This window comes from Curtobacterium sp. BH-2-1-1 (assembly GCF_001806325.1).
In the GTDB taxonomy this organism is placed as follows: domain Bacteria; phylum Actinomycetota; class Actinomycetes; order Actinomycetales; family Microbacteriaceae; genus Curtobacterium.
In genome coordinates this window covers 897,376-921,870 of sequence record NZ_CP017580.1, presented here as the reverse complement: position 1 = coordinate 921,870, position 24,495 = coordinate 897,376, and the positions used below count along the sequence as shown (strand labels likewise).

Genomic DNA, 24,495 nt, shown 5'->3' with positions numbered 1-24,495 from the left:
AGCCGACCAACAAGCGGACGGGAGGCGCGGTGCCACGCCGCCCCGCGCCTCCCGTCCGTCGTCCCCGCACCACCCACCCACCAGGAGTGAGCATGACCACCGTCACCCCCACCTCCGTCGAGGCGCTGCGCGCCGAGCTCGTCGCACTGCTCGGTGAGCGCGGCGTGAGCGCCGACGAGCGCACGCGGGCCCGCGCCTCCGTCGACGAGGCCACCATGAGTCCGATCCTCAGCGAGCAGCTGCCCCTCGGCCTCGCCGACCTCGTCGCGTCGCCGGCCAGCGCCGACGACATCGCCGCCACCCTGCAGGCCGCGGTCCGGCACGGCGTCCCCGTCACCACCCGCGGGAAGGGCACCGGCAACTACGGCCAGGGCATCCCGCTGCACGGCGGCCTGGTCCTCGACACGTCGCGGGCACGCGCCGTCGTCGAGGTCGGCGACGGCTGGATCACCGCCGAGGCCGGCGCGTCCATGGTCGCCCTGGAGCAGGCGGCCGCCGCCACGGGCCAGCAGCTCTGGATGTACCCGTCCACCGCGCAGTCGACCATCGGCGGTTTCCTGTCCGGTGGTTCCGGCGGCACCGGGTCGATCGCGCACGGGTCGAACTGGCAGGGCTTCGTCACGGCGCTCGACGTCGCGCTCCCCGGCGCCGACGAGCTGCTGCACGTCGAGGGCGACGAGGCGCAGCCGTTCGTGCACACCTACGGCACCGCCGGCGTCATCGCCCGCGCCACCGTCCGGCTCGAGCCGCTGCAGGAGTGGCGAGCCGTCTACGCGGCGTTCCCCACCTTCGAGGACGCGCTCGTCGCCGTCCGCACGCTGCGCGGACTCGACCCGGTGCCGCGGCTCGTGAGCGCCGACCGTGCCGAGATCGCCGCGACGCTGCCGTCCGACCTGGCCGTCCCCGACGACCGGGCGAGCCTGCGAGCAATCATCGACGACGTCGTGCTCGACGAGGCCCGGGCACGGATCGAGGCCGCCGGCGGTGAGGTGCTGGACGTCCGCGAGGGGCTGCAACAGACCACGAAGGTGTCGATGCTGTCGTACAACCACCCGATCTGGTGGCTGAAGCGGAACACGAGCGACACCGAGTACTTCCACGTCGAGGTCGGCGGCGAGGCGCTCATCGACCGGATCGCCGAGGTCGAGGCCGTCTACCCCGGCGGCATGCTCCACATCGAGGCCGCGCACGTCGGACCGATCGGGATGCTCACCGCGCCATACACCGGGGCCGAGGACGTCTACGCCGGCTACCCGGCGCTCCGCGAACTCGGCGTCCGGGTGCACAGCCCGCACCAGTACTACGTCGACCACGGCGTCGAGGAGCTCGTGGCGCTGAAGCAGCGCACCGACCCCGCGGGGCTGCTCAACCCCGGGCACGTCATCGACCCGTCGCTCGTGGTCAGCGGTGGCTCCACCGCGTCCGCGCAGCCCGTCGTCCCGGGGTTCGGCAAGTGAGCGCCGGAGTGAGTACGGTCCGCTCGCGTCGGCTCGCGGAACTGTCCGGTCCGGCCGTCGCGGCGGGCTTCGGGCCGGACACGATCGTCGTGCAGCCCACCGGCGCCGTCGAGCACCACGGCCCGCACCTGCCGCTCCTGACCGACCACCTGCTCGCCGAGCACATCGGCGGGGCGGCGGTCGAGCAGGCCGCTGCCGAGGGACTGGACGTCTGGCAGCTCCCGACGCTGTCGTTCACGAAGTCCGACGAGCACAGCTGGGCGCCCGGCACGGTGTGGCTCGACAGCGACACGATGTTCGACACCGCCGTGCAGATCGGCCGCGCGGTCGCCCTCACCGGTGCCGGCACCCTGGTGTTCGCCAACGGGCACGGCGGCAACGTCGCGCTGCTGCAGGTCGCCCTGCGTGAGATCCGGAAGCGCTACGGGTTGAAGACGTTCCTCATGCCGACCCTCGCCCGCGTCCCCGGCCCGGACGGCGAGGACGCGGACGAGCTCGGGCTGGGGATCCACGGCGGCGCGGCGGAGACGTCGATGATCCTGCACCTGCGCCCGGACCTGGTCGACATGTCGCTCGCGGAGCGATGGGTGCCGGAGCACATCGCCGGCTTCGAGAAGATCGCCTTCAACGGCGGCCCGGTGTCGTTCGGGTGGTTGTCCGACGACTTCGGGACGCCCGGGGTCGTCGGCGACGCCAGCCGGGCGACGGCGTCGTACGGTGCCGTCCTCTGGGAGCACTCCGTCGCCGAGGCCGTGGCGTCGCTGCACGAGATCGCACGGTTCGACCCGGCGGTGAGCCGTCCGGCGGTGGCCCGCCCCGCCGACGCTGCGGTCTCGTGACCGTGCCGCGAGGGGTCGACGATGAGCCCGTGCCGACGGACCCGTTGACCCTCGCGGCATCGTGGCTCCCCACCGCGTCGGACGCCCCGGGGCCGACCATGACCCTCTCCACCGTCGGGCTCGACGGCTACCCCGACGCCCGGACGGTCCTGCTCTCCCTGTTCGACGGGGAGCGCCTGCACTTCCACACCGACTCGCGCAGCCGCAAGGCCGCCGAACTGGCGGCGGTGCCCCGTGCCGCGGTGACCCTGCACTGGCCCGAGGCCGCGCGACAGCTCGTCGTGGTCGGTGACGTGGCGCCCGTCTCCGACCACGAGGCCCGTGCGGCCTACGCGGCCAGGACGCGGTACCTGCAGGTGCTCGCCTGGGTAAACGACCACGCGTCCGCTGCGGACACGCCGGCCCGGCGCCGCGAGGCCTGGGCGGCGTTCGGCCGCGAACGGGCCGGCACGGACCTCGAGCCGCCGAGCACGTGGGCGGGGTTCGCGCTCACACCGGTGCGGATGGTGTTCTGGCTCGGGGCGACCGACGCGGCGAGCAACCGGCTCGCCTACCACCGGCGCGCGGACGGGACCTGGTCGCGGGAGTCCTGGCCGGGGTGACCACCCCTGTGTCGGGTGGAACCTTCCTAGCGAACGGTGGCGCTCCGCAGTGGTGACCACGCAGCGACGACGACGGCGACCGCGAACACGACCGTCACGGCGAGCAGCGCGAAGCCGTCCCCGGTCAGGGTCACGAGGGCACCCCCGCTCACTGCTCCCACCGCCGCGAGCGTCCGGTTCGCGCTGCGCATCGTGCCGTTCACCCGGCCGAGAAGGGCATCCGGGGTGACGGTCTGGCGGAGGACCATCTCGTTCGCGTTCTCGCAGCCTGCTGCGGCACCGTGCAGGGCGAAGGCGACGAGCAGGACCACGACCGTCGTCGGCCGTGCTGCGCCGCCGGTACCGAGCGTCACGAGCGTGATGGCCGCCCAGGCGATCGGGTAGGCGGCTCGTGCGGCGATGATCGTCCGGCCGGCACCGAACCGGGTGCCGAGGCGTGTCGCAGCGGTCGCGCCGACGAGCATCGCGATCCCGCTGACCGCGATGACGGCTCCGTACAGCGCTGCGGGGAGCGCGAGCGTGCGGAGGGCGAGGGTCGCGAACACCGTCAGGCCGGCGGCGTTGGCGAGGAACCAGACGTGGGTGGACAGGGCCAGCGGTCTGAGCACTGCGTTGCCGTACGTCCAGCGCAGACCGTCCACGATGTCACTCCGGAGGCTCGTCCTAGCTGGCCGCGCTGGCTGGTGCTCGACGACGCGGACCCGGGCGATGAGGAACGCGTCGATGAAGTAGCTGACCGCGTCGAGCGCGATCGCGACCGGCGCCGTCACGATGCTGACCAGGACCCCGCCGAGCGCTGGGCCCGCCGTCTGCGCCGCCGCGTCGCTCTGGTCCACCCGCGCGTTCGCCGCCAGGAGGAGCGGGCGCGGCACGATCCTGGGGAGGAGCGACTGCGTTGCCGCGAACCCCACGACGGACAGGATGCCGAACAGGAACAGCACCGCCGCAGTCGCCCACAGGTCCAGGAGCCCGGTGGACCACAGCACCGGGATCGCACCGAGGCTCACGCCGCGACCGATGCTCGCCCAGATCAGCAGCGGCTTCCGCCGGAAGCGGTCGACGTAGGCGCCGACGACCAGACCGAACACGGCGTACGGGAGGAACTGGGCAGCGTTCACCAGTCCGAGCTCGAACGGACTGGCGTGCAGCACCGTCACCACGAGGACCGGCACGGCGACCGCGCTCACGGCTGACCCGAACGACGAGACGGTCGCGGCCGACCAGTAGGGGAGGAAGCCCGGCACCCGACGGAGCGTGGTCACGTCGTCGCCCATGTCCCAACGCTGGCAGACCGAGACACCGCGAGCAAGGGCGCAGCCGTCAGTGCTCGACCGTGGTCCTAGTGTGGTGCTGTGTCGAAGGTGCTGATCACCGGGATGTCGGGAACCGGGAAGTCGTCCGCGCTGATGGAGCTCGCGACGCACGGCTACCGGGTCGTGGACACCGATGATCCCGGGTGGCGCGAGTACCGGGCGCTGCCGGATCCACCCGACGAAGCGCACCAGGGCGAGTGGATGTGGGTCGAGGCGAAGATCTCCGGGCTCCTGGACGCGGTGGACGACCGCTCGCTCTTCGTCCAGGGGTGCGTCCGGAACCAGTCCGAGTTCTCCGATCGGTTCGATGCGATCGTGCTCCTGAGCGCTCCGCTCGACGTGATGCTCGATCGGGTCGCGCGCCGCACGACGAACCCCTACGGGAAGACCGCTCTCGAGCGCCGGATGATCGAGGCGGATCTCGTCGAGGTGGAGCCGCTCCTCCGCGCCGGATGCACGCACGAACTCGACGCGGCTCGACCGCTGCACGAGGTGGTGTCCGACCTGATCGTCATCGCGTCGTCCGCGAGCGCGTCCGGCTGAGGAACGTCGCCGGTCAGCGCGACGCTGCCTCCGGCACCGTTCCACCCCACCCGTTGAACCCGCCGAACACGACCTTCACCGGGACGGCCTGCGCCCGGTCGGTCACGTACCGGTACACGCCGCCCGGACGGCCGAGCCACAGGGAACCCGCCGGCGTCGTGGCCGTCGCCGTCGTCCGGAGCTCGACCACGTACTGCCCGGAGGGGATCTGGAACTGGGCCGTCTGCTCGTCGTCGAGCAGCGTCGAGAACCGGGTCGAGAACGACGCTCCGCTCGTCGCCTCCGTCACCACGACGCTCGCGCCACTGAGCTGCGGCGACAGGGTGCGGGACGCCGTGTTCGCGAAGACGGCCAGGTCGTAGTCGCTGTGCGCGTAGTGCTGCGACAACGTCACCTGCGACGCCGGGAGCGTCCCCCGCTGCTGGTAGACCCGCGTCTTCCACACGGCGGGCGACGCCGTGCCGCTGGCGTACGCCTCGATGCGGTACTGACCGGTGCTCAACCCGAGGAACCGGTACCGTCCCGCGCTGTCCGAGGTCGTCCGGAACACCTGCGAGGTGTCCTCGTTCCACGCGTACATCAGCCGTCCGGCAGCGGGACCCGAGGGGCCGACCACCCCACCCTGCACGGTGGCGCCACGGACGAGCGGCACGGTCACCGCGACCGTCGTGCCACCGCGGACCGCGATGTCCGAACGGAGTCCGGGGGCGTAGGTGTCCGTTCCGTGCGGCGGGAGTTGCCGTGTGGTCACCGTCACGGTGTCCGGGGCGGGGATGCCGGCGAACGTCGCGGTGCCGTCGATGTCGGTGGTGGCGGTCCCGACGACGGCGTCGGTGCCGATCGCGGCGAGTTCGACGTCCGCCAGCCGGATCGGGGTGCCGTCCGGCGTCGCGAGCTGCACGGCGATCGTGCCCGACCCGGCCGCGTTCGCCGGCGGCGCCACACCGATCAGCGCGGCCGTTGCCAGCGCCACGACCAGTGTCGTCCCGATGATCTGTCGCATCGCGTTCCCCGATCGCCCGCCTGTCGCGTGTGCGGTGGACTGTACGCGTCCTGCGCGCGGTGGGGACGCACAGGAGGCGCGGTGCGGGTCCGACCCGCACCGCGCCCGGCGCGACGGTCGCGTCGAGAGCCGCACCGCGCCTCCTGGACCGCCAGCGTCGCTCAGCCGAGCGCGGCCGTGTCCGGCGACCCCGTCGCGAGCGCGCTGCGCACCGACCCCCACGACGCGAGCCGCTCGCGGATGGCTTCGTCCTGCTCGACCTCGACCGCCGTGGCGTGCGCCTGCTCGAGCACCTCGTCGATGACGATGCGCCGCCCGGTGCGGGCGGACGCGATCGCGGCGTCCACCATCGTGAGGCTCATCACGTTGCCGTGCACCTCGCCGTCGGGGCGCTCGCCGGAGCGGACCGCACGGACGAAGGACGCGAGGGCACCGGCGATCTCGTTGCCGACGCTCGGGGCCGCGTCCGGTGCGCCCGGCGTGCCGTCGAGGTCGCTCCACGGGTCGTGGTCGCCGTCCCACAGCGCCGTGCCCGCGGGGCCTGAGGCGCGCCAGTCGCCGTTCCACGAGGTCTCGGCACCCGGTGCGCACCACGAGCCGTCGTACACGTAGCGGACGTCGTCCTCGAACGTGAAGACCGCGGCGGCCGCGGCGTCGCCCCGGTACCAGGACCACGACGGGTTCCACGACTCGCAGTACACCGACACCGGGTCCCGCTCGAGCACGTAGCGCGCGGAGTCGAACGCGTGGATCGCCATGTCGAGCAGGAGGACGTCGTCCATCTCCTCGCGGAAGCCGCCGAAGTGCGGGGCCTTGGCGAAGCGCGTGCTCAACCCGCCGACGCCCCCGAGCCCACGGACGTGCTGCCGGAAGGCGACGAGGTGGTCGTTGTACCGCCGGGACTGCGACACCATGAACAGCTTGCCGGTGGCCTCGGCGGCGGCCGCGAGCGACAGCGCCTCGGCGACCGTCTGTGCCGCGGGCTTCTCGCCCAGGACGGGGAGTCCGGCGCGGAGGGCCTCGAGCGTGACGGGGTGGTGCGCGACCGGGACGGTGATGTCGAGGACGGCCTCGGCACCGGTCTCGGTGGCGAGGGCGGTGAGGTCGGTGCCGACGGGGATCGTCGGGTCGCCGGCGACCGCGGCTCCGGCCCGGGCGGCGTCGAGGTCGAGGTCGACGATGCCGACCAGCTCGACGTCCGGGTCGGCCGCGACGGTGGCGAGCCAGGCGCGGCCCATGCCGCCGGCGCCGACCTGCACGACGCGGAGGGTCATGCCTGTGCCCCTTCGTGCTCCTCGACCGGTGCGTCGTCGAACGGGCCGCGGTAGTGCTGGCCGTCGAAGTACTCGCCGAGGTCGTACCGGCGCAGCGTCGGGATCTCCCGCTCACGCTCCGGCCGCGCCCACTCGGTGGCGTTCGCGATCACGCGTCGGACGTCCTTGTGGTGGTACACGGGGAAGTCCTGGTCGCCGGGGGAGAAGTAGAAGATCTTCCCGAGGCCGCGGCGGTAGGTCATGCCGCTCCGGAACACCTCGCCGCCGGTGAAGCCCGAGATGAACACGAGCTCGTCGGGGGTCGGGACGTCGAAGTACTCGCCGTACATCTCCTGCTCGGGGATGACGATCGGGTTCGGGACGCCGCGCGTGATGGGGTGCTGCGGGTTCACGGTCCAGACGAGCTCCTGGTCGTGCTCGCTGCGCCACCGGAGCGTGCAGGTCGTGCCCATCAGCTTCCCGAAGATCTTCGACCAGTGGCCGGAGTGCAGCACGACGAGGCCCATGCCGGACAGGACGTGCTTGTGCACGCGGTCGACGACGGCGTCGTCCACGTCCTGGTGTGCGGCGTGGCCCCACCAGGTGAGCACGTCGGTCTGGGCGAGGACCTCGTCGGTGAGGCCGTGCTCGGGCTCCTGCATCGTGGCGGTGCGGACGACGGCGTCCGGCAGGTTCTCGCGGATGCCGTCGGCGATGGCGCCGTGCATGCCGTCGGGGTACCGCTCGGCGACGTGCTGCTCGACCTGCTCGTGGACGTTCTCGCCCCAGACGGTGATGCGCAGCGGGGTGGTGGTCATGGTGTGCCTTTCTGGCTGGGGTTCGTGGTCGTCGCCGGCCGCCCGGCGTGGGCTGCCGTCACTTGACGGCGCCGCCGAGTGCGCCGGCGGAGATGTACCGCTGGGCGACGATGAGCAGCACGGCCGCCGGCAGCGACGCGAGGACCGACGTCGCCATGACGGGCCCCCAGTCGGTGACGTTCGAACCGATGTAGTTGTAGATGCCGAGCGTGATCGGCCGGACCGCGGTCGTCGACGTCAGGGTGAGCGCGATGAGGAAGTCGCCCCAGGCGCCGAGGAACGTGAAGAGCGCCGCCGTGACGATGGCGTTCCGGCTGATGGGCAGGACGATCGAGATGAACGCCCGGAGGTCGTTCGCCCCGTCGACGAGCGCGGCCTCGACCAGGCTCGGCGGGATCGACTCCATGAACGCACGCATGAGCAGCACGGCGAACGGCACCTGGACGGCACTGTCGGCCAGGATCAGCCCGATGTAGCTGTTCAGCAGCCCGACGTTGTTGAACAGCGTGTAGAGCGCGTTCGCGATGACGATCGCCGGGATCATCTGCGTGATGAGCAGCACGAGCAGGAACACCCGGGTGCCGCGCATCTTGAACCGAGCCAGCCCGTAGGCGGCCGGGGTCGCGATCGCCAGGGTCAGCACGACGGTGCCGAGGCCGATGATCATGCTCGACAGGAAGTTCTGCCCCTGCTGGGCGAACGCCGTCTCGTACCCGCGGAAGGTGGGGGAGAACGGGAACCAGGTCGCGGTGGCGGCCCCGGACGTGGCCTGCAGGCTCGTGTTCACCATCCAGTAGACGGGGAACACCATGATCGCGAGGAACACGCAGCCGAGGATCGTGAGCGGGATGCCCTTGACGCCGCGCTTCGGTCCGGGGACCCGTGCACTGCGCTTCGTGGTGATCGCCCGGGTGGCGGTGACGGTCTGGTTCGCGAGTCCGACGCTCATTCGTCGACCGCCTTCCTGGAGATCGCGATGTAGACCATCGCGAAGACGAACGAGACGACGATGAGCACGTTGCTCACGGCGGCTCCGATGCCGAACTGGAAGTTGATGAAGGACTGGTGGTAGGCGTTCGTGGCCAGGGTCTGCGTGGAGTTCGCCGGGCCGCCACCGGTGAGGCCGAGGATGATGTCCACGACCTTCAGCGTGTAGACGACCCCGAGCACGATCACGACGCTCACCACGCTCCGGATGCTCGGCCAGGTGATGTACCAGAACGCCTTGAAGCCCGTGGCGCCGTCGAGCGCGCCGGCCTCGTACAGCTCCGGCGGCACGGACTGCAGCCCGCTGTAGAGGATCGTCGTGTTGAAGGGGATGCCGAGCCAGACGTTCACGCCGATGACGGCGATGAGGGCGAGGCTCGGGCTGACCAGCCACGGCACCGGGGCGATGCCGACCACGCCGAGGAGCTGGTTGAGCGCGCCGCTGTCCTGGTCGAGGAGCCACTTCCAGACCGCGCTGGACGCGATCAGCGGGAGCAGCCACGGCAGGAGGAGCAGTCCGCGCAGGAACCCCGACAGCGGGAAGTGCCGCCGGAAGAACAGTGCGAGGGCGAGGCCGATCACGAACTGCAGGATGATCGAGCCGGCGGTGAACAGCGCGGTGTTCACGACGCTCGTCGCGAAGACCGAGCTCTGGAACACCTGGATGTAGTTGCCGAGCCCGACCCACGGGGCCTCGCCCGTGAAGAAGGTCTTGGTCGTGTAGTCCTGGAAGGACATGATGATGTTCTTCACGACCGGGTAGCCGAAGAACACGGCCACGAAGAGTGCGGCCGGGATGACGAAGAGCCATCGGGTGATCCCGATCCGCATGCGCGCGCGGCGCTGGCCGGGTCGTGGTGGTGGGACGGACGCCTGGGTCCGTGGTCGGGTCTGTGTCGTGGCGCTCATGCCGGAACCGCTCCTTCCGAGGGTGGGGAGGGAGCCGGCCGGGTGGCCGGCTCCCTCGTGCACTACTGGCTCTGGGACTGCGCCTGCTCGAGCGCTGCCTCGGGGTCGGCCTTGCCCGTCAGGGCGAGCTGGACGGCGGTGTAGATCTTCGTCGCGGCCTTGGGCCAGTCCGGTCCGAGCTCACCGGTGCGGGCCCGGGCGGTCTTCACGGTCGTGACGAACGAGGCCACCTGCGGGTGGTCGGACGCCCATGCGGCGCCGGCCTCGAGGTTCGTCGGCACGTTGCCGCTCACCTCGGCGAGGGCCTTCTGCGTCTTCTCCGAGTGGAGGCAGCCGACGAACTTGGCGGCGAGCTGCATCTTGTCCTTGTCGCCGGTCTGCGGGACGGTGAACGCCTCGCCGCCGAGCGGTGCGACGGTCTCCGAGCCGGTGCGGGTCGGGATCGGCACACTGTCGAACTCGAGGCCCTTCTTCGCGTTCAGGGCGGGCAGCTGCCACGGGCCGTTGATCATCATCGCGGCCTTGCCGGCGAGGAACTGGCTGTTCACGTCGGCCTGGGCCCAGTTGATCGAGCTCTTCGACATCGAGCCGTCGTTCTGCAGGTCCTCGACGAGCTGCAGGGCCTGCGCGGCCTCGGGCGTCGCGATGTCCTTCTCGTCACCGCCGTTCGACCAGAAGAACGGCAGGAACTGCCAGGTGCCCTCGTAGGTGTTGATGTTGCTCATCGCGAAGCCGTACGTGGACCCGGAGGTGAGCTTCTTCGCGGCGGCCTTCAGCTCGTCCCAGGTCTTGGGCGGCTGCACGCCGGCGTCCGCCAGCAGCTTCTTGTTGTAGTAGAGCGCGATGGAGTTCGTGTTCGACTGCAGGCCGTAGAGCTTGCCCTTGTAGGTGCTCGCCGCCTTCACGCCGGGGACGTCGCCCTCGGCGCTGAGGCCGTAGTCGCTGAGGTCGGAGAGGGCCCCGGAGGCCGCGATCTGCTGCACGTCGGGGTTGTCGAGCATGAGCACGTCGGGCAGGGTCCGCGAGGATGCCTGCTGCAGCACCTTCGAGATCAGACCGGCACCGGCGACGTGGTTGATCGTGACCGTCGCGTCGACCTCCTTCGCGCACTGCTTGTACACGGGGTTGTAGGTCGCGTCGTAGTAGTCCTCGATCGTCAGGGCCTTGCTCCCACCGGACGAGGCCGATCCGGAACCGGAGCACCCGGTGAGGACCAGGGGGATCGTGGCGAGCACGGCGACCGCGCCGACGAGGGCGCGGGTCCGGCGCGACGGGGAGGGGAATCTTTGCTTCATTGCAGAGCTCTTCTCTTGACGGATGCAGGGGGCAGGCGCGCAACCACGAATCCGCTGACGTCATCGTCGCTGTGTTCCTTGGGGCGAGAAGCTAACAGAAAAGCGCTTCACCTGTAAAGCGCTTTTTTCGCATCCCGGACGGTAGGCTGAGCGGCATGGCCACGATGCAGCAGGTCGCCGATCGGGCGGGTGTGTCGATCGCCACCGTGTCCTTCGTCGTGAACGGCACGAAGTACGTCACCCCCGCGACGACCGCCCGCGTGCAGGCGGCGATGCGCGAGCTGAAGTTCCGCGGCAACGTCGTCGCCCGGGCGCTCGCGAGCCGCCGCACCCGGATCATCGCGCTGCTGTTCCCGACCACCGGCAACCGCTTCAGCCCGACCACCTCGCAGTTCTTCATGAGCGCTGCCGAGCGGGCGTCCGAGCGCGGCTACCACCTCGTGCTCTGGCCGGTCGACCCCGCCGGCGACGACCTCGACGACCTCGTCTCCGGGGGGCTCGTCGACGGTGTGATCCTCATGGAGGTGCGGATGGACGACCCCCGCGTCGCCGTCCTCACCGCGCTCGACGTCCCGTTCACGCTCATCGGCCGCACCCGGGACAGCAGTGGTCTGCCGTTCGTCGACATCGACTTCGAGACCACGATCGAGTCGAGCATCGACCACCTGCAGTCGCTCGGGCACCGGCGGTTCGCGCTCGTGCTCGAGGACCTCGAGGGCACGCCGATGGCCGGCTACGCGCCGCACCTCCGCGCCGAGGCCACCTTCCGGCAGGTGACGGCAGCGCGGGGACTCGGCGGCACCGTGGTCACCGCGGGTCCGGGGAGTGACGGCGGACGTGCCGCGGCCAGCGAGATGCTCGCGCTCGACCCCGGCGTGACCGCCGTGCTCGTGATGAAGGACGACTCCTCCGCTGGGCTGCTCGTCGGCCTGTACGCGGCCGGACGCCGGGTACCGGAGGACGTCTCGGTGCTCAGCATCGCCTCGTCCGAGGCCAACGCCGACCAGCACTACCCGCGGCTGTCGACGATGGTGGCTCCGGGGCGCGAACTCGGGACCCGTGCGGCGGACGCGCTCATCGACCAGCTCGACGGGAAGTCCGACGAGCTGCCGCACTTCCTGCTGCCGTGCACCCTCCGCACGGCCGAGTCGACGGCACCCGCGCCCGCCTGACCGGCGCGGCCCGCCGCCCGGCGGGTGGGGTTTCGCGCTGGGCGACAGTTCACGCGCGGCGGAACCCGTGAACTGTCGCCCAGCGCGAAGGGTCGCGTCGCCGCGCGGACGCGACCACCCGACGGACGGGAGGCGCGGGTCGGCCCCGCACCGCGCCTCCCGTCCGCCGCACCAGCGGCCCCGCACCGCGCCTCCCGTCCGCCGCACCCACCGGGCACCCAGGGTCGGTTTGGTTGTGTGGACGTACAGGTTCGCACCAGGGGACGTCGAGGAGGACGTGATGGCGATCGACCGCAGGATGTTCCTGCTCGGGGGAGCGGGGGTGCTGCTGCTCGCCGGCTGCTCCACCCGACCCGAGCGCACCACGGTCCAGGAGTGGCCGACCGACCCTCCCGAGGGTGACGTCACGATCAGCTGGTGGGCCGGCCAGGTCGCGTCGAAGGACGGCGGGGACCTGCGGCGCCGGCTCATCGCCGAGTTCCAGAAGGAGCACCCGAACATCCGGGTGCGCATCGTGAGCGCCCCGAGCGACACCGACACGAACCGCACCAGCCTGACGACCCAGATCGCCGCGGGCAGCAGCACCCCGGACGTCTACCTCGGGGACGTCGCGTGGCCCGGGCAGTTCGCGAAGAACAAGCTCGCGACCCCGGTGAACGAGCTCGTCGGCGCGGACTTCTTCGACCAGTTCCCCGAGGGGCTCCGGCAGGCCGCGAGCGTCGACGGCACGTACTACATGTTCCCGCTCTACATCGACGAGTCGTTCTTCCTGTACCGGAAGGACCTGCTCGCCAAGCACTCCCTGCAGGTCCCGGGCTCGTGGGAGGAGGTCCGCGAGACCGCGGCGAAGCTCGTCGACACCGGCGACGTCAGCTACGGGTTCGCGTTCCAGGGCGACGTGTACGAGGGACTCACCTGCAACGTCACCGAGTTCGTCGCGGACGCCGGCGGCTCGCTGCTCAACGACGACCTGACGAGACCCGAGACCACGAGCTCGGAGACGAAGCGCGCGTTCGAGTTCATGCGGTCCCTCATCACCGACGGCGCCAGCCCACGCGCCACCCTGACGTACCAGGAGCAGGACACGAACGACGCGTTCTCGGGCGGCCGAGCGGCGTTCCTCCGCAACTGGTCGTACGCGTGGGGCATCGCGAACGGGCCGGACAGCCAGGTCGCCGGCAAGGTCGGACTCGCCGCGCGGCCGACGTTCGACGGGCAGGACGAGCACCACTCGACCATCGGCGGGTGGGGCAACTACATCAACCCGCACACGCAGCAGCCGGCAGCGGCGCTGACGTTCGCGAGCTGGATGTCGAGCGAGACGGCGCAGCAGTTCCTCACCCGCGAGGGCGGGGTCCTGCCGGCCCGCAGCGAGTCGCTCACGAGCCAGGACGCGAAGCGCCAGCAGCGCCCGACGTACGACACCGCCGCGGGCATCACGCTCGTGCCCCGTCCGACGTCGACGGCCTACTACCCGAAGGTCTCGCAGGGCGTCTACCAGAACGGCAACAGCATCCTCGGCGGCCAGGCGTCCGTCGACGGCGGCACGAGCACGATGGCGTCGGCCATCGCGCTGGCCCTGAAGGGTGAGGCACTGTGAGCGCCGGCACCGTGACGCGGTCGTCGACCCGTCCAGGAGGCGCGGGTCGCCTCGACCCGCCGCCCCGCCTCAGCGGGCGGTCGCGGCTCGACCGCATCCGTGCGCGGGGCGCGTGGGGCTTCGCGGCCCCGGCGCTCCTGGTCGTCGCAGCGGTGACGATCTTCCCGGTGGTCTACTCGATCGTCCTGAGCTTCGCGGACGTCGAGGTCGGCTACGAGGGGTTCACGATCCGGTCGTTCGGCCTCGGCAACTACGCGGCCCTGCTGCAGAGCGCGGACTGGTACCGGGCGCTCGGGTTCACCGTGCTGTACACGGTCGTGACGGTGTTCGTCGAACTCGTGCTCGGCATGCTCGTGGCCCTCGTGCTCGAGCGGCTCGGGGCGACCCGGGGCTGGATGCTGGCGCTGATGCTCATCCCGTGGTCACTCGTCACGATCGTGAACGCGCAGCTCTGGAAGTACATCTACGACTCGACGTACGGTGTCGCGACCTGGTTCTTCGGGCTCTTCGGCGAGGCCCCGGTGATCCTCGGCGAACCGGTGCCCGCGATCACCGGGCTGATGGTCGCGGACATCTGGAAGACGACGCCGTTCGTGGCGATCATCCTGCTCGCGGGGCTCGTGCAGATCTCCGAGGACCACTACGAGGCGGCCGAGCTCGACGGCGCGAGCACCTGGCAGACGTTCTGGCGGGTGGTGCTCCCGCAGCTCACGCCGACCCTGACGATCGCGGTGCTGTTCCGCATCCTGCAGGCGTTCGGCGTGTTCGACCTGCCGTTCGTGCTGACGAACGGCGGCCCGGGCACCGCCACCCAGTCGCTCGCGATCATGGGCTACAAGGTGCTCTTCCAGGACATCAACATCGGCCCCGGTGCGGCGATCGCGACGTCCACGGCGATCATCGTCGCGGCGGGGTGTCTGCTGTTCCTCCGGGCGTTCCGGAACCAGGCGAAGGGAGGGGATGCCTGATGCCCCGTCAACGCGTCCGCAAGGGCTGGCGGAAGTGGGTCAACACCGTCAACGTCAGCGGTGTCGTCATCGCGGTGCTCACCGCGCTGCCGCTGTACTGGCTCGTGTCGACGTCGCTCAAGCCGGCGTCCGAGATCGGGCAGTCGCCGCCCACCGCCTTCCCGCAGTCGTTCACCCTCGACAACTTCGTGGTGGCCTTCCGCGACAACGCGCTCGGCCAGTACATGGTGAACAGCGTCATCGTGTCGGTGTCGACGACGGTGATCGTGCTCGCGCTGTCGTTCCTCGCCGGGTACGCGCTCGCCGGGCGGTGGATCCGCGGGCGGACGGCGATCATGACCTCGTTGCTCATGCTCTCGGTGTTCCCGGCGATCGCCGTGCTGACCCCGCTGTACCTGCTCGAGCGGAACCTCGGGCTGCTCAACTCCTACCCGGGGCTGATCGTGCCGTACGTGGCGTTCAACCTGCCCTTCGCGATCTGGATCATGCGGAACTACCTGGTCGGGATCCCCTCGACGATCGAGGAGGCCTCCGAGATCGACGGCGCCGGAGCCTGGCGCACGGTGCTCTCCGTGATCCTGCCGATGGCGAAGCCGGGGCTCTTCACGGTCGGGGTGTTCACGTTCACGGCGTCGTGGAGCGAGTTCCTGATGGCGCTGACGTTCAACAGCGAGAACTCGTTCCGGACGATCCCGGTCGGGATCGCCCTGTTCGGGACGCAGTTCACCGTGCCGTTCGCCCAGATCTTCGCGGCGAGCGTGGCGGCGACGGTGCCGATCGTCATCCTCGTGCTGGTGTTCCGCCGGTCGATCGTGTCCGGCCTGACGTCGGGCGCGGTGAAGGGCTGAGCCGGGCCCGGAACGGGACGGGAGGCGCGTGGCGGACCCGCCACGCGCCTCCCGTCCGATCGCGACCCGTCGTCAGCGGCGACGCGGGTCGCGGGCGGTGTCCGTGAAGAAGTCCTCGTAGAGGCCGGCACCGTCCTGCAGCTCGCCGTACTTCCACCGCTTGCGCATCCGACGGAACGTCTCGATGCGCACCGGGTCGACGCCCTGCTGGGATTCGTACTTGCCCATGGTTCCTCCCCGCTCGTGGTCGTACCCCCGATCGGGGGCATCCGATCGTGACGGTACGGGTGCGTGGCCCGTCCGTCCGGCAAGATAGGTAGGGAAGTTACCTAACTGCGCTTGGTGGACAAACGTTCGAGGTGCGTCCGCCCGCGCCCGTACTCTGCCGTCAAGGGGACGGGGCGCCGAACTCGAGCGCCTCGATGACCCGGTCGATGACCCGGACGTACTTCGCCCGCTCCCGTTCCGTGAAGGAGGACAACAGCTCGTGCAGATGCTCGTTCGTGCTGTCCATCGCCGTCGCGTAGGCACGCTCGGTCTCGGGGGTCAGCTCGATGTAGCGACTCCGCCCGTCGTCCGGGTTCGGCACGCGGCACAGGTGCCCGGCACGCTCCAGTCGGTCGACGGTGCCGGTGACGGCCGGGCCGCTCAGGCCGAGGTGCGACGCGAGGTCCTTGACCCGCACCTTGCGTTCGGCGGCCTCGGCGCGGGCGACGAACTGCAGCACCGTCAGGTCCGAGCCGGAGACGTCCATCCGCTCGCGGAGACGTCCCCGCAGCGCTCCCATCGCGGCTTCGAGCCGGGTGATGGCGGCCGTCAGGTCGATCTCACTCACGCGGTCGCCCCTTCGATGCGCATCGGTTCCGCGCAACGATACGCCGCGCTCACCCGACCAGCGTATCCAGATAACGAGGGGTGGCACGGAATCCGGACAACCGCAGTGCGGGAGGTCGCATGGCTGACCCGCTGACCGACGACTTAGGCGACGAGCAGACCGCGACACCTGCGACCGTCCGGTTCGAGGTGTCCGGCGGCCGTCCGGAAGACGCCGCGCGCGATCTCGGCGCGGTCTACCGCGGGGAGCGGTGGGACGCGCGAGTGACCGAGGCGCCGTTCGACTACCGGTACACGGCGATCGGCGACGCCGAGGTGACCATCCGCCGGTCCCAGTTGCGCGGCGCCCTCTCCGGGGTGGTGCCGGCCGGTGGCGACTACGTCGTGACCTGGATCAGCTCCGGCACCGCCGAGATCGAACGACTGGGTGAGCGGTACGCCCTGCCGCTCGACGCGCCGGCACTCTTCCCGCCGGACCACGAATACGCCTTCCGCACCGCGGACTACGACCAGCGGGTCGTGCACCTCGACCGAGCGTTCGTCCGCCGGGTCGCCGTGACGCGCACCGACGTCGGCGACCACGCGCTGCGCTTCGACGACCGGCACGTGCCGGGGTCCGAGACGGCGCGGCGCTGGCAGGGTGCGTTGACGGCGCTCGCCCGGTCGCTGCGCGTCGGCGGCACGGACTCCGTCGCCTGGCAGACCGCCAAGGTCACCGCCGCCGAGGTCTTCCTCGACATGTTCCCGCCGAAGCTCGACGACCTGCCCGGGGTGCTCGGGCAACCGCGCAACGCCCGTCTCCGTGCGGCGGTCGAGTACGTCCACGACCACGCCGCGGAGCCCGTCACGATCGGCGACCTGTCGGCGGCGTCGGGGTTGAGCGTGCGCTCGGTGCAGGAGTCGTTCCGTCGGGTGTTCGACGTGTCCCCGCTGACGTACCTGCGGCAGGTGCGCCTCGACCGGGTGCGCGCTGAGCTGCTCGACGCCGATCCGCTCGCCGGGGCGGTCGGGGACGTCGCTCGTCGGTGGGGGTTCGCGCACCTCGGGCGATTCTCGGCGGCGTACGCGGAGCGGTTCGGGGAGTACCCGAAGCAGACACTGCGGCGCTGACGGTCGCGGTGCGGCGCTGACAGTGCGGTCCGCCGCGCGGTGCGGCGCTGACGGTGCGGTCCGCCGCGCCGTGTCAGCGGTCCGCGGGCGCCGGTCCGGTGCTCCGGCGTACGCGCAGGGTCGTCGGCAGCCGGACGTGGTCCGACGTCGGCTCGCCGCGCAGCATCGTGAGGAGCATCTCGACCGCCCGCGAGCCGAGCTCGACCAAGGGCTGCGCGACGGTGGTCAGCGGCGGCGTGGTGGTCGCGGCCTGGGGCACGTCGTCGAACCCGACCACCGACAGGTCCCCAGGCACGTGGAGTCCGAGCTCGGCTGCGGCGCGGAGCACACCCACCGCCGACGAGTCGTTCGCCGCGAACACCGCGGTCGGACGGTCCGGTCCGGCGAGCAGGTCGCGGGCGACCTCGGCCGAACGGTCCTCCTGGTAGCCGCCGTCGCGGACCAGTGACTCGTCCACCGACAGGCCCGCTGCCGCCAGTGCGCGTCGGTAGCCGGCCTCGCGCAGCTGTGCCGACGCCAGGTCCGGACGACCCCGGAGGTGTGCGATCCGGGTGTGCCCGAGCGCGACGAGGTGCTCGACGGCCTGGACGGCCCCGGCCTCGTTGTCGGAGTCGACCGTGGCGTGCCCCTCGGGGCCGGTGTGCGGGTCGATCGCCACGACCGGGATCGACGAACTCGAGAGCGCCGTGCTCGGGGTCACCACGATCGCGCCGTCGATGAGCGTGCCGGACAACCGCGAGAGCGACCGGCGTTCCCACCCCTTCTGCTCGGCACCGGTCACGAGCCCGGCGTACGCGAGCAGTTCGTACCCGGTGCCGGTGGTGGCGCCGGACACCCCGCGCAGGAGCTCGGTCGAGAACGGCTCGAACTCGGTGACGAGGATGCCGATGACGTTCGTCCGCGAGCTGCGGAGGCTGCGTGCGACGAGCGAGGTCTCGTAGCCGAGCTGCTCGACGACCTCCTGCACGCGCAGGATCGTCGCGGGGGCGACGCCGTCGCGTTGGTTGATCACCTTCGACACCGTGGGGATCGACACTCCGGCGGCGCGTGCGACGTCCGCGATGGTGACCCGGCCGGCTCCGGGACGCATGCCGATAGCCGTGTCCATGTGCACACCGTACCGCTGAGCTGACGCCCGAATTGGTAAAGAAAACGTTATCGATATCGATTGACACGCCTCGATGGCAGCTGGCACGCTCTCCGCAGCGGCAGTCGATGTCGCTGATTGTCAACGACGACACTTCAGGAGATCCACGATGACGAGGAAGATCCGTGCCACGGCAGCCATCGCGCTGATCGGGGCGACAGCACTGGTGGCCGCAGGCTGCTCGGCCGGCAGCGACGCCGCCGGGGGCGACAGCGGCGACGGGAAGGTCTCGATGACCTTCTGGAACAACTCGACGACCGGGCCGGGCAAGGCCTTCTGGCAGGACACGGTCAAGGCCTTCGAGGCGAAGAACCCGAACGTCACCATCAAGATCCAGGCGATCCAGAACGAGGACCTGGACGGCAAGCTCCAGACCGCCCTCAACTCGAACTCCGCCCCGGACGTGTTCTCGCAGCGCGGCGGCGGCAAGATGGCCGCGATGGTCAACGCCGGCCAGCTGCTGGACATCTCCGACTCGATCGGCTCCGGTGCCAAGAGCGGGATCAGCGACGGATCGTTCAAGGCCTTCGAACTGAACGGCAAGACCTGGGCGATGCCGACGAACGTCGACCCCGAGGGCATCTGGTACAGCCAGGACCTCTTCAAGGAGGCCGGTATCGAGGGCACGCCGACCACGATGGACGAGCTGAACGCCGACATCCAGAAGCTCAAGGACAAGGGCATCCAGCCGGTCGCCGTCGGTGCGAAGGACGCCTGGCCGGCGGCGCACTGGTACTACAACTTCGCGCTGCGGGCCTGCTCGTCGAACGTGCTCAACAAGACCGCGCAGGACCTGAAGTTCGACAACAAGTGCTGGAAGCAGGCCGGTGAGGACACCAAGGCCTTCTTCGACACGAAGCCCTTCAACGACGGCTTCCTGACCACCTCGGCCCAGCAGGGCGCCGGTAGCTCCGCCGGTCTGGTCGCGAACCACAAGGCCGCGATGGAGCTCATGGGCGCCTGGGACCCGGGCGTGATCTCCTCGCTCACCCCGGACGGCAAGCCGCTGCAGGACCTCGGCTTCTTCCCGTTCCCGGAGGTCTCCGGCGGCAAGGGTGCGCCCGGCTCGATGATGGGCGCCGTGGGCGGGCTCTCCTGCTCGGCGAAGGCCCCGAAGAAGGCCTGCACCGACTTCCTCAACTTCGTCACCACGAAGAGCGTGCAGGAGAACTACTACAAGGCGTTCAACTCGATCCCCGCGAACAAGGACGCGCAGTCGGTCGTGACCGAGCCGTACCTGACCACGGTGCTCAAGGCGTACAACGACGCCCCGTTCGTCTCGAACTACCTCGACACGCTCTACGGCCAGAACGTCGGCAACGCGCTCAACACCAGCGTCGTCAACCTGCTCGCCGGCAAGGGGTCCGTCTCGGACATCGTGTCGACCGTCAACCAGGCCGCGGCGAAGGGCTGAGACACATGACCACCTCCGTCGCACCGCGCTCGAACGAAGCGCCGGCCGGGACGGGGCGTCGCACGGGCGGGGCCGACGGTTCGCCGTCGGCCCAGGCCCGCCGGGTCCGCAAGGGCACCGACGTCCGCACCCGGGTCGAGATCGCCGTCCTCGCCGGTCCGGCGGTGATCATGTTCGTCGGGTTCGTCATCCTGCCCGTCGCACTCGCCGCCTACTACGGCTTCTACAAGTGGCAGGGCTACGGCGCCCCGGTCGACTTCGTCGGCCTGCAGAACTACACGGTGATCTTCACCGACCCCGACTTCCGGGCCGTGCTCTGGCACAACCTGTTCATCGTGATCGGCTCGCTCGTCGTGCAGGGCCCGATCGCGATCGTCCTCGCGCTGCTGCTCAACCAGCGCATCCGCGGCCGCGGGCTCATCCGCGTCCTCATCTTCCTGCCGTACGTCATCTCCGAGGTCATCGTCGGCACCGGGTGGAGCCTCATGCTCCAGTCGAGCGGTGCGCTGAACGACCTGCTGCAGAGCATCGGCCTGGGCGGCCTGCGGAACGACTGGCTGTCGAACCCCGACATCGCGCTCTGGACCCTCCTCGGGATCATCTCGTGGAAGTACATCGGCTTCGCGGTGATCCTCTTCCTCGCCGGCCTGCAGAGCATCCCCGAGGAACTGTTCGAGGCCGCGCAGCTCGACGGCGCGAGCTACTGGCAGATCCAGCGACGCATCACGCTGCCGCTCCTCGGACCGACGCTCCGCATCTGGGCGTTCCTGTCGATCATCGGGTCACTGCAGCTGTTCGACCTCGTCTACATCATCTGGGGGCAGTACATCGCCTCGACCGCCGGGACCTCGACGATGGCGACCTACATGGTCGGCAACGGCCGCCTGTCCGGCAACTACGGGTACGGCAACGCCGTCGCCGTGGTGATCTTCCTCATCTCGCTGGTCGTCGCCCTCGTCTACCAGCGGTTCGTCCTGCGCCGCGACACCGCCGGCGCCCTGACCGAGAAGAGCGACCGATGACCGCCACCGCCTCCATCGTCGCGCCGAAGCGCCGCCAGCGTGACACCGGACCCGTCCGGCGTGAGCGCAACCTCGGCACGTACTTCATCGCGCTGCTGTTCATCGCCGTGTGCATCGGGCCGGTCGCGTACATCGTGCTCGGCGGGTTCCGCACGAACTCGCAGATCACCGCGAGCCCGGCGGGACTGCCGAACCCGTGGCAGATCGGCAACTACGTCACCGTCCTGACCAGCGGCGTGTTCTGGCAGCAGCTCGGCAACTCGGTGATCGCCGGCGTCACCACCACCCTCGGCGTGGTCGTGCTCGGCCTCATGGTGAGCTTCGTGCTCGCCCGGTACCGGTTCCGGGGGAGCGGCGCGCTCTACTCGCTGTTCGCGGCAGGTCTGATGTTCCCGATCACGGTCGCCATCACGCCGCTCTACATCCTCGTGAAGGACCTCGGCCTGACGAACAACCTGGCGGGCGTGATCCTCCCGCAGATCGCGTTCGCCCTGCCGACGACGGTCATCATCCTGGTGCCGTTCCTCCGGGCGATCCCGGACGAGCTCGAGGAGGCGGCCGCCATCGACGGCGCGAGCAAGCTCGGGTTCTTCTTCCGCATGGTCGTGCCGCTGTCGCTCCCCGGTGTCGTGACGGTCGGCATCCTCGCGTTCATCGGCAGCTGGAACAGCTACCTCCTGCCGCTGTTCATCCTGAACGACGCGTCGACCTACACGCTGCCGCTCGGGGTCCAGGCGTTCGCGTCCCAGTACTCGGTCGACACCGCCCGGGTGCTCGCGTTCACCTCGCTCTCGATGATCCCGGCGCTCGTGTTCTTCGCGATCTTCCAGAAGCGCATCGTCGGCGGCCTGACCGGGGCGGTGAAGGGGTGACGGCGACGGACGCGACACGGACCGTCGGACGCGAGCCGCGCCTCCAGTCCGACCCGCGCCGTGTCGAGGACGCGACCGGCGCCGACCGCGCGACCGCCCTGCTCGCCGCCATGACGCTCGAGGAGAAGACCGCGCAGCTCGTCGGCTACTGGCTCGACCAGAACGGCGTGGTCGCCCCGATGCAGGGGGAGATGGCGGCGCACGACGACGCCGACGGCCGCACCCTGGCCGACGTCACGTGCCACGGCCTCGGCCAGTTCACCCGCGTCTACGGCACCCGCCCCGTCGAGCCGGACGAGCGCGCGGCGTGGCTGTGGTCGGAGCAGCGACGACTCAAGCGCGAGACGCGACTCGGGATCCCGGCACTCGTGCACGAGGAGTGCCTCACCGGGCTCGCCGCCTGGAAGGCCGCCACGTTCCCGACGCCGCTGGCGTGGGGCGCCGCCTTCGACCCGGAGCTCGTCGAGCGGGTCGGCGAGGCGATCGGCGACTCGATGCGACAGCTCGGCGTGCACCAGGGCCTCGCCCCGGTGCTCGACGTCGTCCGCGACCCGCGGTGGGGGCGGGTGGACGAGTGCATCGGCGAGGACCCGTACCTCGTCGGGACGATCGGCACCGCCTACGTCCGGGGCCTGCAGCGCGCCGGGGTGGACGCGACGCTCAAGCACTTCCTCGGGTACTCCGCGTCGCAGGCGGGGCGGAACCACGCTCCCGTGCACGCCGGACCGCGCGAGGTCGCGGACGTCTTCCTGCTGCCGTTCGAGATGGCGCTGCGCGACGGCGGGGCCCGGAGCGTCATGAACTCGTACGCCGAGGTCGACGGCGTGCCGGTCGCGGCGAACGGTGACCTGCTGACCGACCTGCTCCGGGGCCGGCTCGGATTCGACGGCACGGTGGTCGCCGACTACTTCTCGGTCGCGTTCCTCGAGGTCATGCACGGCGTCGCCGCCGACCGTGGCGAAGCGGCCGCACTCGCCCTCACCGCGGGCATCGACGTCGAGCTGCCCACCGGGGACGCCTACCTCGGGCCGCTCGTCGACCGTGTCCGCTCCGGTGACGTCGACGAGGCGCTGGTCGACCGTGCGGTGCTCCGCGTGCTCCGGCAGAAGGAGCGGCTCGGGCTGCTCGACCCGGACGCGTTCGAGGACGAGCCGCCGACCGGGATCGACCTCGACACCTCTCGGCACCGGACGCTCGCGAAGGAGCTCGCGGCGCGGTCGCTCGTGCTGCTGTCGAACGGACCCGAGGCTCCGGTCCTGCCGCTGGCCCCGGGTGCGTCGGTGGCCCTGATCGGTCCGAACGCCGATCGCGCCGAGGCCCTGCAGGGCTGCTACTCCTTCGCCAACCACGTGCTCGCCGCGCACCCGGACCTGCCGCTCGGCTTCGCCATCCCGACCGTGCGCGAGGCGCTGACGGAGTCGCTCGGGGCCGACACCGTCCGGTTCGCCGCGGGCTGCGCCGTGACCGGCGACGACCGCTCCGGGTTCGACGACGCGGTCGCGGTCGCGGAGCGCTCCGACGTCGCGGTGGTCGTCGTCGGCGACCAGGCCGGACTGTTCGGCCGCGGGACCGTCGGCGAGGGGAACGACACCGAGTCCCTCGACCTGCCGGGCGTCCAGCGCGAGCTCGTCGAGGCGGTGGTCGCCACCGGCACGCCGACCGTCGTCGTGCTCCTGACCGGACGGCCGTACGCCGTCGGGTGGGCGCTCGACGGCGACGCTCCCCGTCCGGCCGCGGTGGTGCAGGCGTTCTTCCCCGGCGAGGGCGGCGGTCTCGCGATCGCGGACCTCCTCACCGGCGCCGCCGCACCGTCCGGTCGCCTGCCGGTCTCGCTCCCGCGGGCCGCCGGCGCGCAGCCGTACACGTACCTGCACCCGCGCCTCGGCGGGCCGTCCGACGTGACCGCGACCGACTCGACGCCGGTCCGGCCGTTCGGGTTCGGGCTCTCGTACACCTCCTTCGCGTACGAGGAGCTCGTCGTCGACCCGACCGTGTCCAGCGCGGGGGCCTTCGACGCGTGGGTGACCGTCCGGAACACCGGGGAGCGTGCGGGCGAGGACGTGGTGCAGCTGTACGGGCACGACGTGCAGGGGAGCGTCACTCGTCCGGTCGCCCAGCTGCTCGGCTACGCCCGGGTCGCGCTCGGCCCGGGGGAGTCCGTGCGCCTGCGGTTCAGCGTGCCCGTCCAGCGGTTCGCGTTCGCCGACCGTGCCCTGCGGAAGGTGGTCGAGCCCGGGGACGTGGAGGTGTGGGTCGCGTCCCACGCCGCGGCGTCCGGACCGACCGGTGGGGTGCGCGCCGACGGGATCGTCGCGGTGGGCGGCGGGACCGGCCCGGCGCCCGTCCCCGGGTCCGCCACGGCGCGTGCGGTCGTCCGCGTCACCGGGCCGGTGCGCGAGGTCGAGCCGTCCGACCGGCGCACGGTCACCTGGGAGCGGGTCTGACCGGACCGACGACGGGACGGACTGGAGGCGCGGTGCGGGCTCGCA

Annotated in this window: 23 protein-coding genes; 13 read left to right on the top strand and 10 right to left on the bottom strand. The window is 70.9% G+C overall.

Features of this window, described 5'->3' with window-relative positions:
• Window positions 1–92 precede the first annotated feature (92 nt).
• Genes BJK06_RS04215 through BJK06_RS04205 form a run of 3 tightly spaced genes read left to right on the top strand, consistent with a single transcriptional unit; the run spans window position 93 to window position 2,898 of the window.
• Complete coding sequence (locus tag BJK06_RS04215) at window positions 93–1,457, top strand: FAD-binding oxidoreductase (protein WP_070416833.1); 1,365 nt, start codon at window positions 93–95, stop codon at window positions 1,455–1,457.
• Window positions 1,454–2,296 (top strand): creatininase family protein, encoded by an 843-nt coding sequence (locus BJK06_RS04210; RefSeq protein WP_083295043.1) that lies wholly within the window; start codon window positions 1,454–1,456, stop codon window positions 2,294–2,296. Before BJK06_RS04215 ends, BJK06_RS04210 begins: the two co-directional genes overlap by 4 nt.
• A 29-nt stretch (window positions 2,297–2,325) precedes the next feature.
• On the top strand, window positions 2,326–2,898 hold the full coding sequence (locus BJK06_RS04205; protein ID WP_219810656.1) for a pyridoxal 5'-phosphate synthase: 573 nt from the start codon (window positions 2,326–2,328) through the stop codon (window positions 2,896–2,898).
• 26 nt (window positions 2,899–2,924) lie between these two features.
• On the opposite strand, the gene BJK06_RS04200 is transcribed toward BJK06_RS04205, so the two are convergent.
• Window positions 2,925–4,172 (bottom strand): MFS transporter, encoded by a 1,248-nt coding sequence (locus tag BJK06_RS04200; protein ID WP_070416830.1) that lies wholly within the window; start codon window positions 4,170–4,172, stop codon window positions 2,925–2,927.
• A 78-nt stretch (window positions 4,173–4,250) separates the two neighbouring features.
• Between BJK06_RS04200 and BJK06_RS04195 the strand changes: the two genes are divergently transcribed.
• Window positions 4,251–4,754 carry an AAA family ATPase gene (locus BJK06_RS04195; RefSeq protein WP_219810655.1) on the top strand — a complete coding sequence of 168 codons (504 nt, stop codon included), beginning with the start codon at window positions 4,251–4,253 and terminating at the stop codon, window positions 4,752–4,754.
• A 13-nt stretch (window positions 4,755–4,767) separates the two neighbouring features.
• On the opposite strand, the gene BJK06_RS04190 is transcribed toward BJK06_RS04195, so the two are convergent.
• From BJK06_RS04190 to BJK06_RS04165, 6 genes are all read right to left on the bottom strand, one after another.
• Window positions 4,768–5,757: a carboxypeptidase-like regulatory domain-containing protein gene (locus BJK06_RS04190; protein WP_070416829.1), complete on the bottom strand. Its 990-nt coding sequence runs from the start codon at window positions 5,755–5,757 to the stop codon at window positions 4,768–4,770.
• Window positions 5,758–5,918: 161 nt separating this feature from the next.
• The gene (locus BJK06_RS04185; protein WP_070416828.1) at window positions 5,919–7,031 is read right to left on the bottom strand and encodes a Gfo/Idh/MocA family protein; all 1,113 of its coding nucleotides are present in this window, start codon (window positions 7,029–7,031) and stop codon (window positions 5,919–5,921) included.
• Window positions 7,028–7,828: a ThuA domain-containing protein gene (locus tag BJK06_RS04180; RefSeq protein ID WP_070416827.1), complete on the bottom strand. Its 801-nt coding sequence runs from the start codon at window positions 7,826–7,828 to the stop codon at window positions 7,028–7,030. Before BJK06_RS04180 ends, BJK06_RS04185 begins: the two co-directional genes overlap by 4 nt.
• Before the next feature lie 58 nt (window positions 7,829–7,886).
• A complete protein-coding gene (locus tag BJK06_RS04175) occupies window positions 7,887–8,777 on the bottom strand; it encodes a carbohydrate ABC transporter permease (RefSeq protein ID WP_070416826.1) in 891 nt (296 codons plus the stop codon).
• Entirely contained in the window at window positions 8,774–9,724 is a 951-nt protein-coding gene (locus tag BJK06_RS04170) for a carbohydrate ABC transporter permease (protein WP_374115124.1), read from the bottom strand. The genes BJK06_RS04175 and BJK06_RS04170 overlap by 4 nt, the downstream gene beginning before the upstream one ends.
• A gap of 62 nt (window positions 9,725–9,786) precedes the next feature.
• Window positions 9,787–11,019: a sugar ABC transporter substrate-binding protein gene (locus BJK06_RS04165; protein WP_070416824.1), complete on the bottom strand. Its 1,233-nt coding sequence runs from the start codon at window positions 11,017–11,019 to the stop codon at window positions 9,787–9,789.
• Between the two features lie 155 nt (window positions 11,020–11,174).
• On the opposite strand from BJK06_RS04165, the gene BJK06_RS04160 reads away from it, so the two are divergent.
• The 4 genes from BJK06_RS04160 (at window position 11,175) to BJK06_RS04145 (ending at window position 15,607) form a co-directional block, all read left to right on the top strand.
• A complete protein-coding gene (locus BJK06_RS04160; protein ID WP_175473725.1) occupies window positions 11,175–12,191 on the top strand; it encodes a LacI family DNA-binding transcriptional regulator in 1,017 nt (338 codons plus the stop codon).
• Between the two features lie 280 nt (window positions 12,192–12,471).
• Window positions 12,472–13,791, top strand: a complete 1,320-nt coding sequence (locus BJK06_RS04155) for an ABC transporter substrate-binding protein (protein ID WP_070416823.1) — start codon at window positions 12,472–12,474, stop codon at window positions 13,789–13,791.
• On the top strand, window positions 13,788–14,759 hold the full coding sequence (locus BJK06_RS04150) for a carbohydrate ABC transporter permease (protein WP_175495965.1): 972 nt from the start codon (window positions 13,788–13,790) through the stop codon (window positions 14,757–14,759). Before BJK06_RS04155 ends, BJK06_RS04150 begins: the two co-directional genes overlap by 4 nt.
• A complete protein-coding gene (locus BJK06_RS04145) occupies window positions 14,759–15,607 on the top strand; it encodes a carbohydrate ABC transporter permease (RefSeq protein WP_083295042.1) in 849 nt (282 codons plus the stop codon). The genes BJK06_RS04150 and BJK06_RS04145 overlap by 1 nt, the downstream gene beginning before the upstream one ends.
• Before the next feature lie 72 nt (window positions 15,608–15,679).
• Here BJK06_RS04145 and BJK06_RS18450 read toward each other — a convergent pair whose 3' ends face one another.
• Together BJK06_RS18450 and BJK06_RS04140 are read right to left on the bottom strand one after the other, a co-directional pair.
• Entirely contained in the window at window positions 15,680–15,835 is a 156-nt protein-coding gene (locus tag BJK06_RS18450) for a hypothetical protein (RefSeq protein ID WP_156794753.1), read from the bottom strand.
• A gap of 160 nt (window positions 15,836–15,995) precedes the next feature.
• Window positions 15,996–16,442: a MarR family winged helix-turn-helix transcriptional regulator gene (locus BJK06_RS04140; protein ID WP_070416822.1), complete on the bottom strand. Its 447-nt coding sequence runs from the start codon at window positions 16,440–16,442 to the stop codon at window positions 15,996–15,998.
• 119 nt (window positions 16,443–16,561) lie between these two features.
• Between BJK06_RS04140 and BJK06_RS04135 the strand changes: the two genes are divergently transcribed.
• The gene (locus BJK06_RS04135) at window positions 16,562–17,551 is read left to right on the top strand and encodes an AraC family transcriptional regulator (RefSeq protein ID WP_070416821.1); all 990 of its coding nucleotides are present in this window, start codon (window positions 16,562–16,564) and stop codon (window positions 17,549–17,551) included.
• 73 nt (window positions 17,552–17,624) lie between these two features.
• Here BJK06_RS04135 and BJK06_RS04130 read toward each other — a convergent pair whose 3' ends face one another.
• Window positions 17,625–18,659, bottom strand: coding sequence for a LacI family DNA-binding transcriptional regulator (locus BJK06_RS04130; RefSeq protein ID WP_258027695.1), 1,035 nt, complete (start codon window positions 18,657–18,659; stop codon window positions 17,625–17,627).
• A gap of 148 nt (window positions 18,660–18,807) precedes the next feature.
• On the opposite strand from BJK06_RS04130, the gene BJK06_RS04125 reads away from it, so the two are divergent.
• From BJK06_RS04125 to BJK06_RS04110, 4 genes are all read left to right on the top strand, one after another.
• Window positions 18,808–20,112, top strand: coding sequence for an ABC transporter substrate-binding protein (locus BJK06_RS04125; protein ID WP_070416820.1), 1,305 nt, complete (start codon window positions 18,808–18,810; stop codon window positions 20,110–20,112).
• A 5-nt stretch (window positions 20,113–20,117) separates the two neighbouring features.
• Window positions 20,118–21,134 (top strand): carbohydrate ABC transporter permease, encoded by a 1,017-nt coding sequence (locus tag BJK06_RS04120; protein WP_070416819.1) that lies wholly within the window; start codon window positions 20,118–20,120, stop codon window positions 21,132–21,134.
• On the top strand, window positions 21,131–22,006 hold the full coding sequence (locus tag BJK06_RS04115) for a carbohydrate ABC transporter permease (protein ID WP_070416818.1): 876 nt from the start codon (window positions 21,131–21,133) through the stop codon (window positions 22,004–22,006). Before BJK06_RS04120 ends, BJK06_RS04115 begins: the two co-directional genes overlap by 4 nt.
• A gap of 110 nt (window positions 22,007–22,116) precedes the next feature.
• Window positions 22,117–24,450, top strand: coding sequence for a glycoside hydrolase family 3 N-terminal domain-containing protein (locus tag BJK06_RS04110; protein WP_083295395.1), 2,334 nt, complete (start codon window positions 22,117–22,119; stop codon window positions 24,448–24,450).
• Window positions 24,451–24,495 lie beyond the last annotated feature (45 nt).

Excerpts from the sequence above, each read along its gene's own strand:
- BJK06_RS04185 (WP_070416828.1), bottom strand. The coding sequence starts at position 7,031 with ATGACCCTCCGCGTCGTGCAGGTCGGCGCCGGCGGCATGGGCCGCGCC.
- BJK06_RS04135 (WP_070416821.1), top strand. The coding sequence starts at position 16,562 with ATGGCTGACCCGCTGACCGACGACTTAGGCGACGAGCAGACCGCGACA.
- BJK06_RS18450 (WP_156794753.1), bottom strand. The coding sequence starts at position 15,835 with ATGGGCAAGTACGAATCCCAGCAGGGCGTCGACCCGGTGCGCATCGAG.
- BJK06_RS04175 (WP_070416826.1), bottom strand. The coding sequence starts at position 8,777 with ATGAGCGTCGGACTCGCGAACCAGACCGTCACCGCCACCCGGGCGATC.
- BJK06_RS04110 (WP_083295395.1), top strand. The coding sequence starts at position 22,117 with ATGACGCTCGAGGAGAAGACCGCGCAGCTCGTCGGCTACTGGCTCGAC.
- BJK06_RS04165 (WP_070416824.1), bottom strand. The coding sequence starts at position 11,019 with ATGAAGCAAAGATTCCCCTCCCCGTCGCGCCGGACCCGCGCCCTCGTC.
- BJK06_RS04180 (WP_070416827.1), bottom strand. The coding sequence starts at position 7,828 with ATGACCACCACCCCGCTGCGCATCACCGTCTGGGGCGAGAACGTCCAC.
- BJK06_RS04215 (WP_070416833.1), top strand. The coding sequence starts at position 93 with ATGACCACCGTCACCCCCACCTCCGTCGAGGCGCTGCGCGCCGAGCTC.
- BJK06_RS04130 (WP_258027695.1), bottom strand. The coding sequence starts at position 18,659 with ATGGACACGGCTATCGGCATGCGTCCCGGAGCCGGCCGGGTCACCATC.
- BJK06_RS04200 (WP_070416830.1), bottom strand. The coding sequence starts at position 4,172 with ATGGGCGACGACGTGACCACGCTCCGTCGGGTGCCGGGCTTCCTCCCC.
- BJK06_RS04115 (WP_070416818.1), top strand. The coding sequence starts at position 21,131 with ATGACCGCCACCGCCTCCATCGTCGCGCCGAAGCGCCGCCAGCGTGAC.
- BJK06_RS04125 (WP_070416820.1), top strand. The coding sequence starts at position 18,808 with ATGACGAGGAAGATCCGTGCCACGGCAGCCATCGCGCTGATCGGGGCG.
- BJK06_RS04155 (WP_070416823.1), top strand. The coding sequence starts at position 12,472 with ATGGCGATCGACCGCAGGATGTTCCTGCTCGGGGGAGCGGGGGTGCTG.
- BJK06_RS04145 (WP_083295042.1), top strand. The coding sequence starts at position 14,759 with ATGCCCCGTCAACGCGTCCGCAAGGGCTGGCGGAAGTGGGTCAACACC.
- BJK06_RS04170 (WP_374115124.1), bottom strand. The coding sequence starts at position 9,724 with ATGAGCGCCACGACACAGACCCGACCACGGACCCAGGCGTCCGTCCCA.
- BJK06_RS04190 (WP_070416829.1), bottom strand. The coding sequence starts at position 5,757 with ATGCGACAGATCATCGGGACGACACTGGTCGTGGCGCTGGCAACGGCC.
- BJK06_RS04160 (WP_175473725.1), top strand. The coding sequence starts at position 11,175 with ATGGCCACGATGCAGCAGGTCGCCGATCGGGCGGGTGTGTCGATCGCC.
- BJK06_RS04120 (WP_070416819.1), top strand. The coding sequence starts at position 20,118 with ATGACCACCTCCGTCGCACCGCGCTCGAACGAAGCGCCGGCCGGGACG.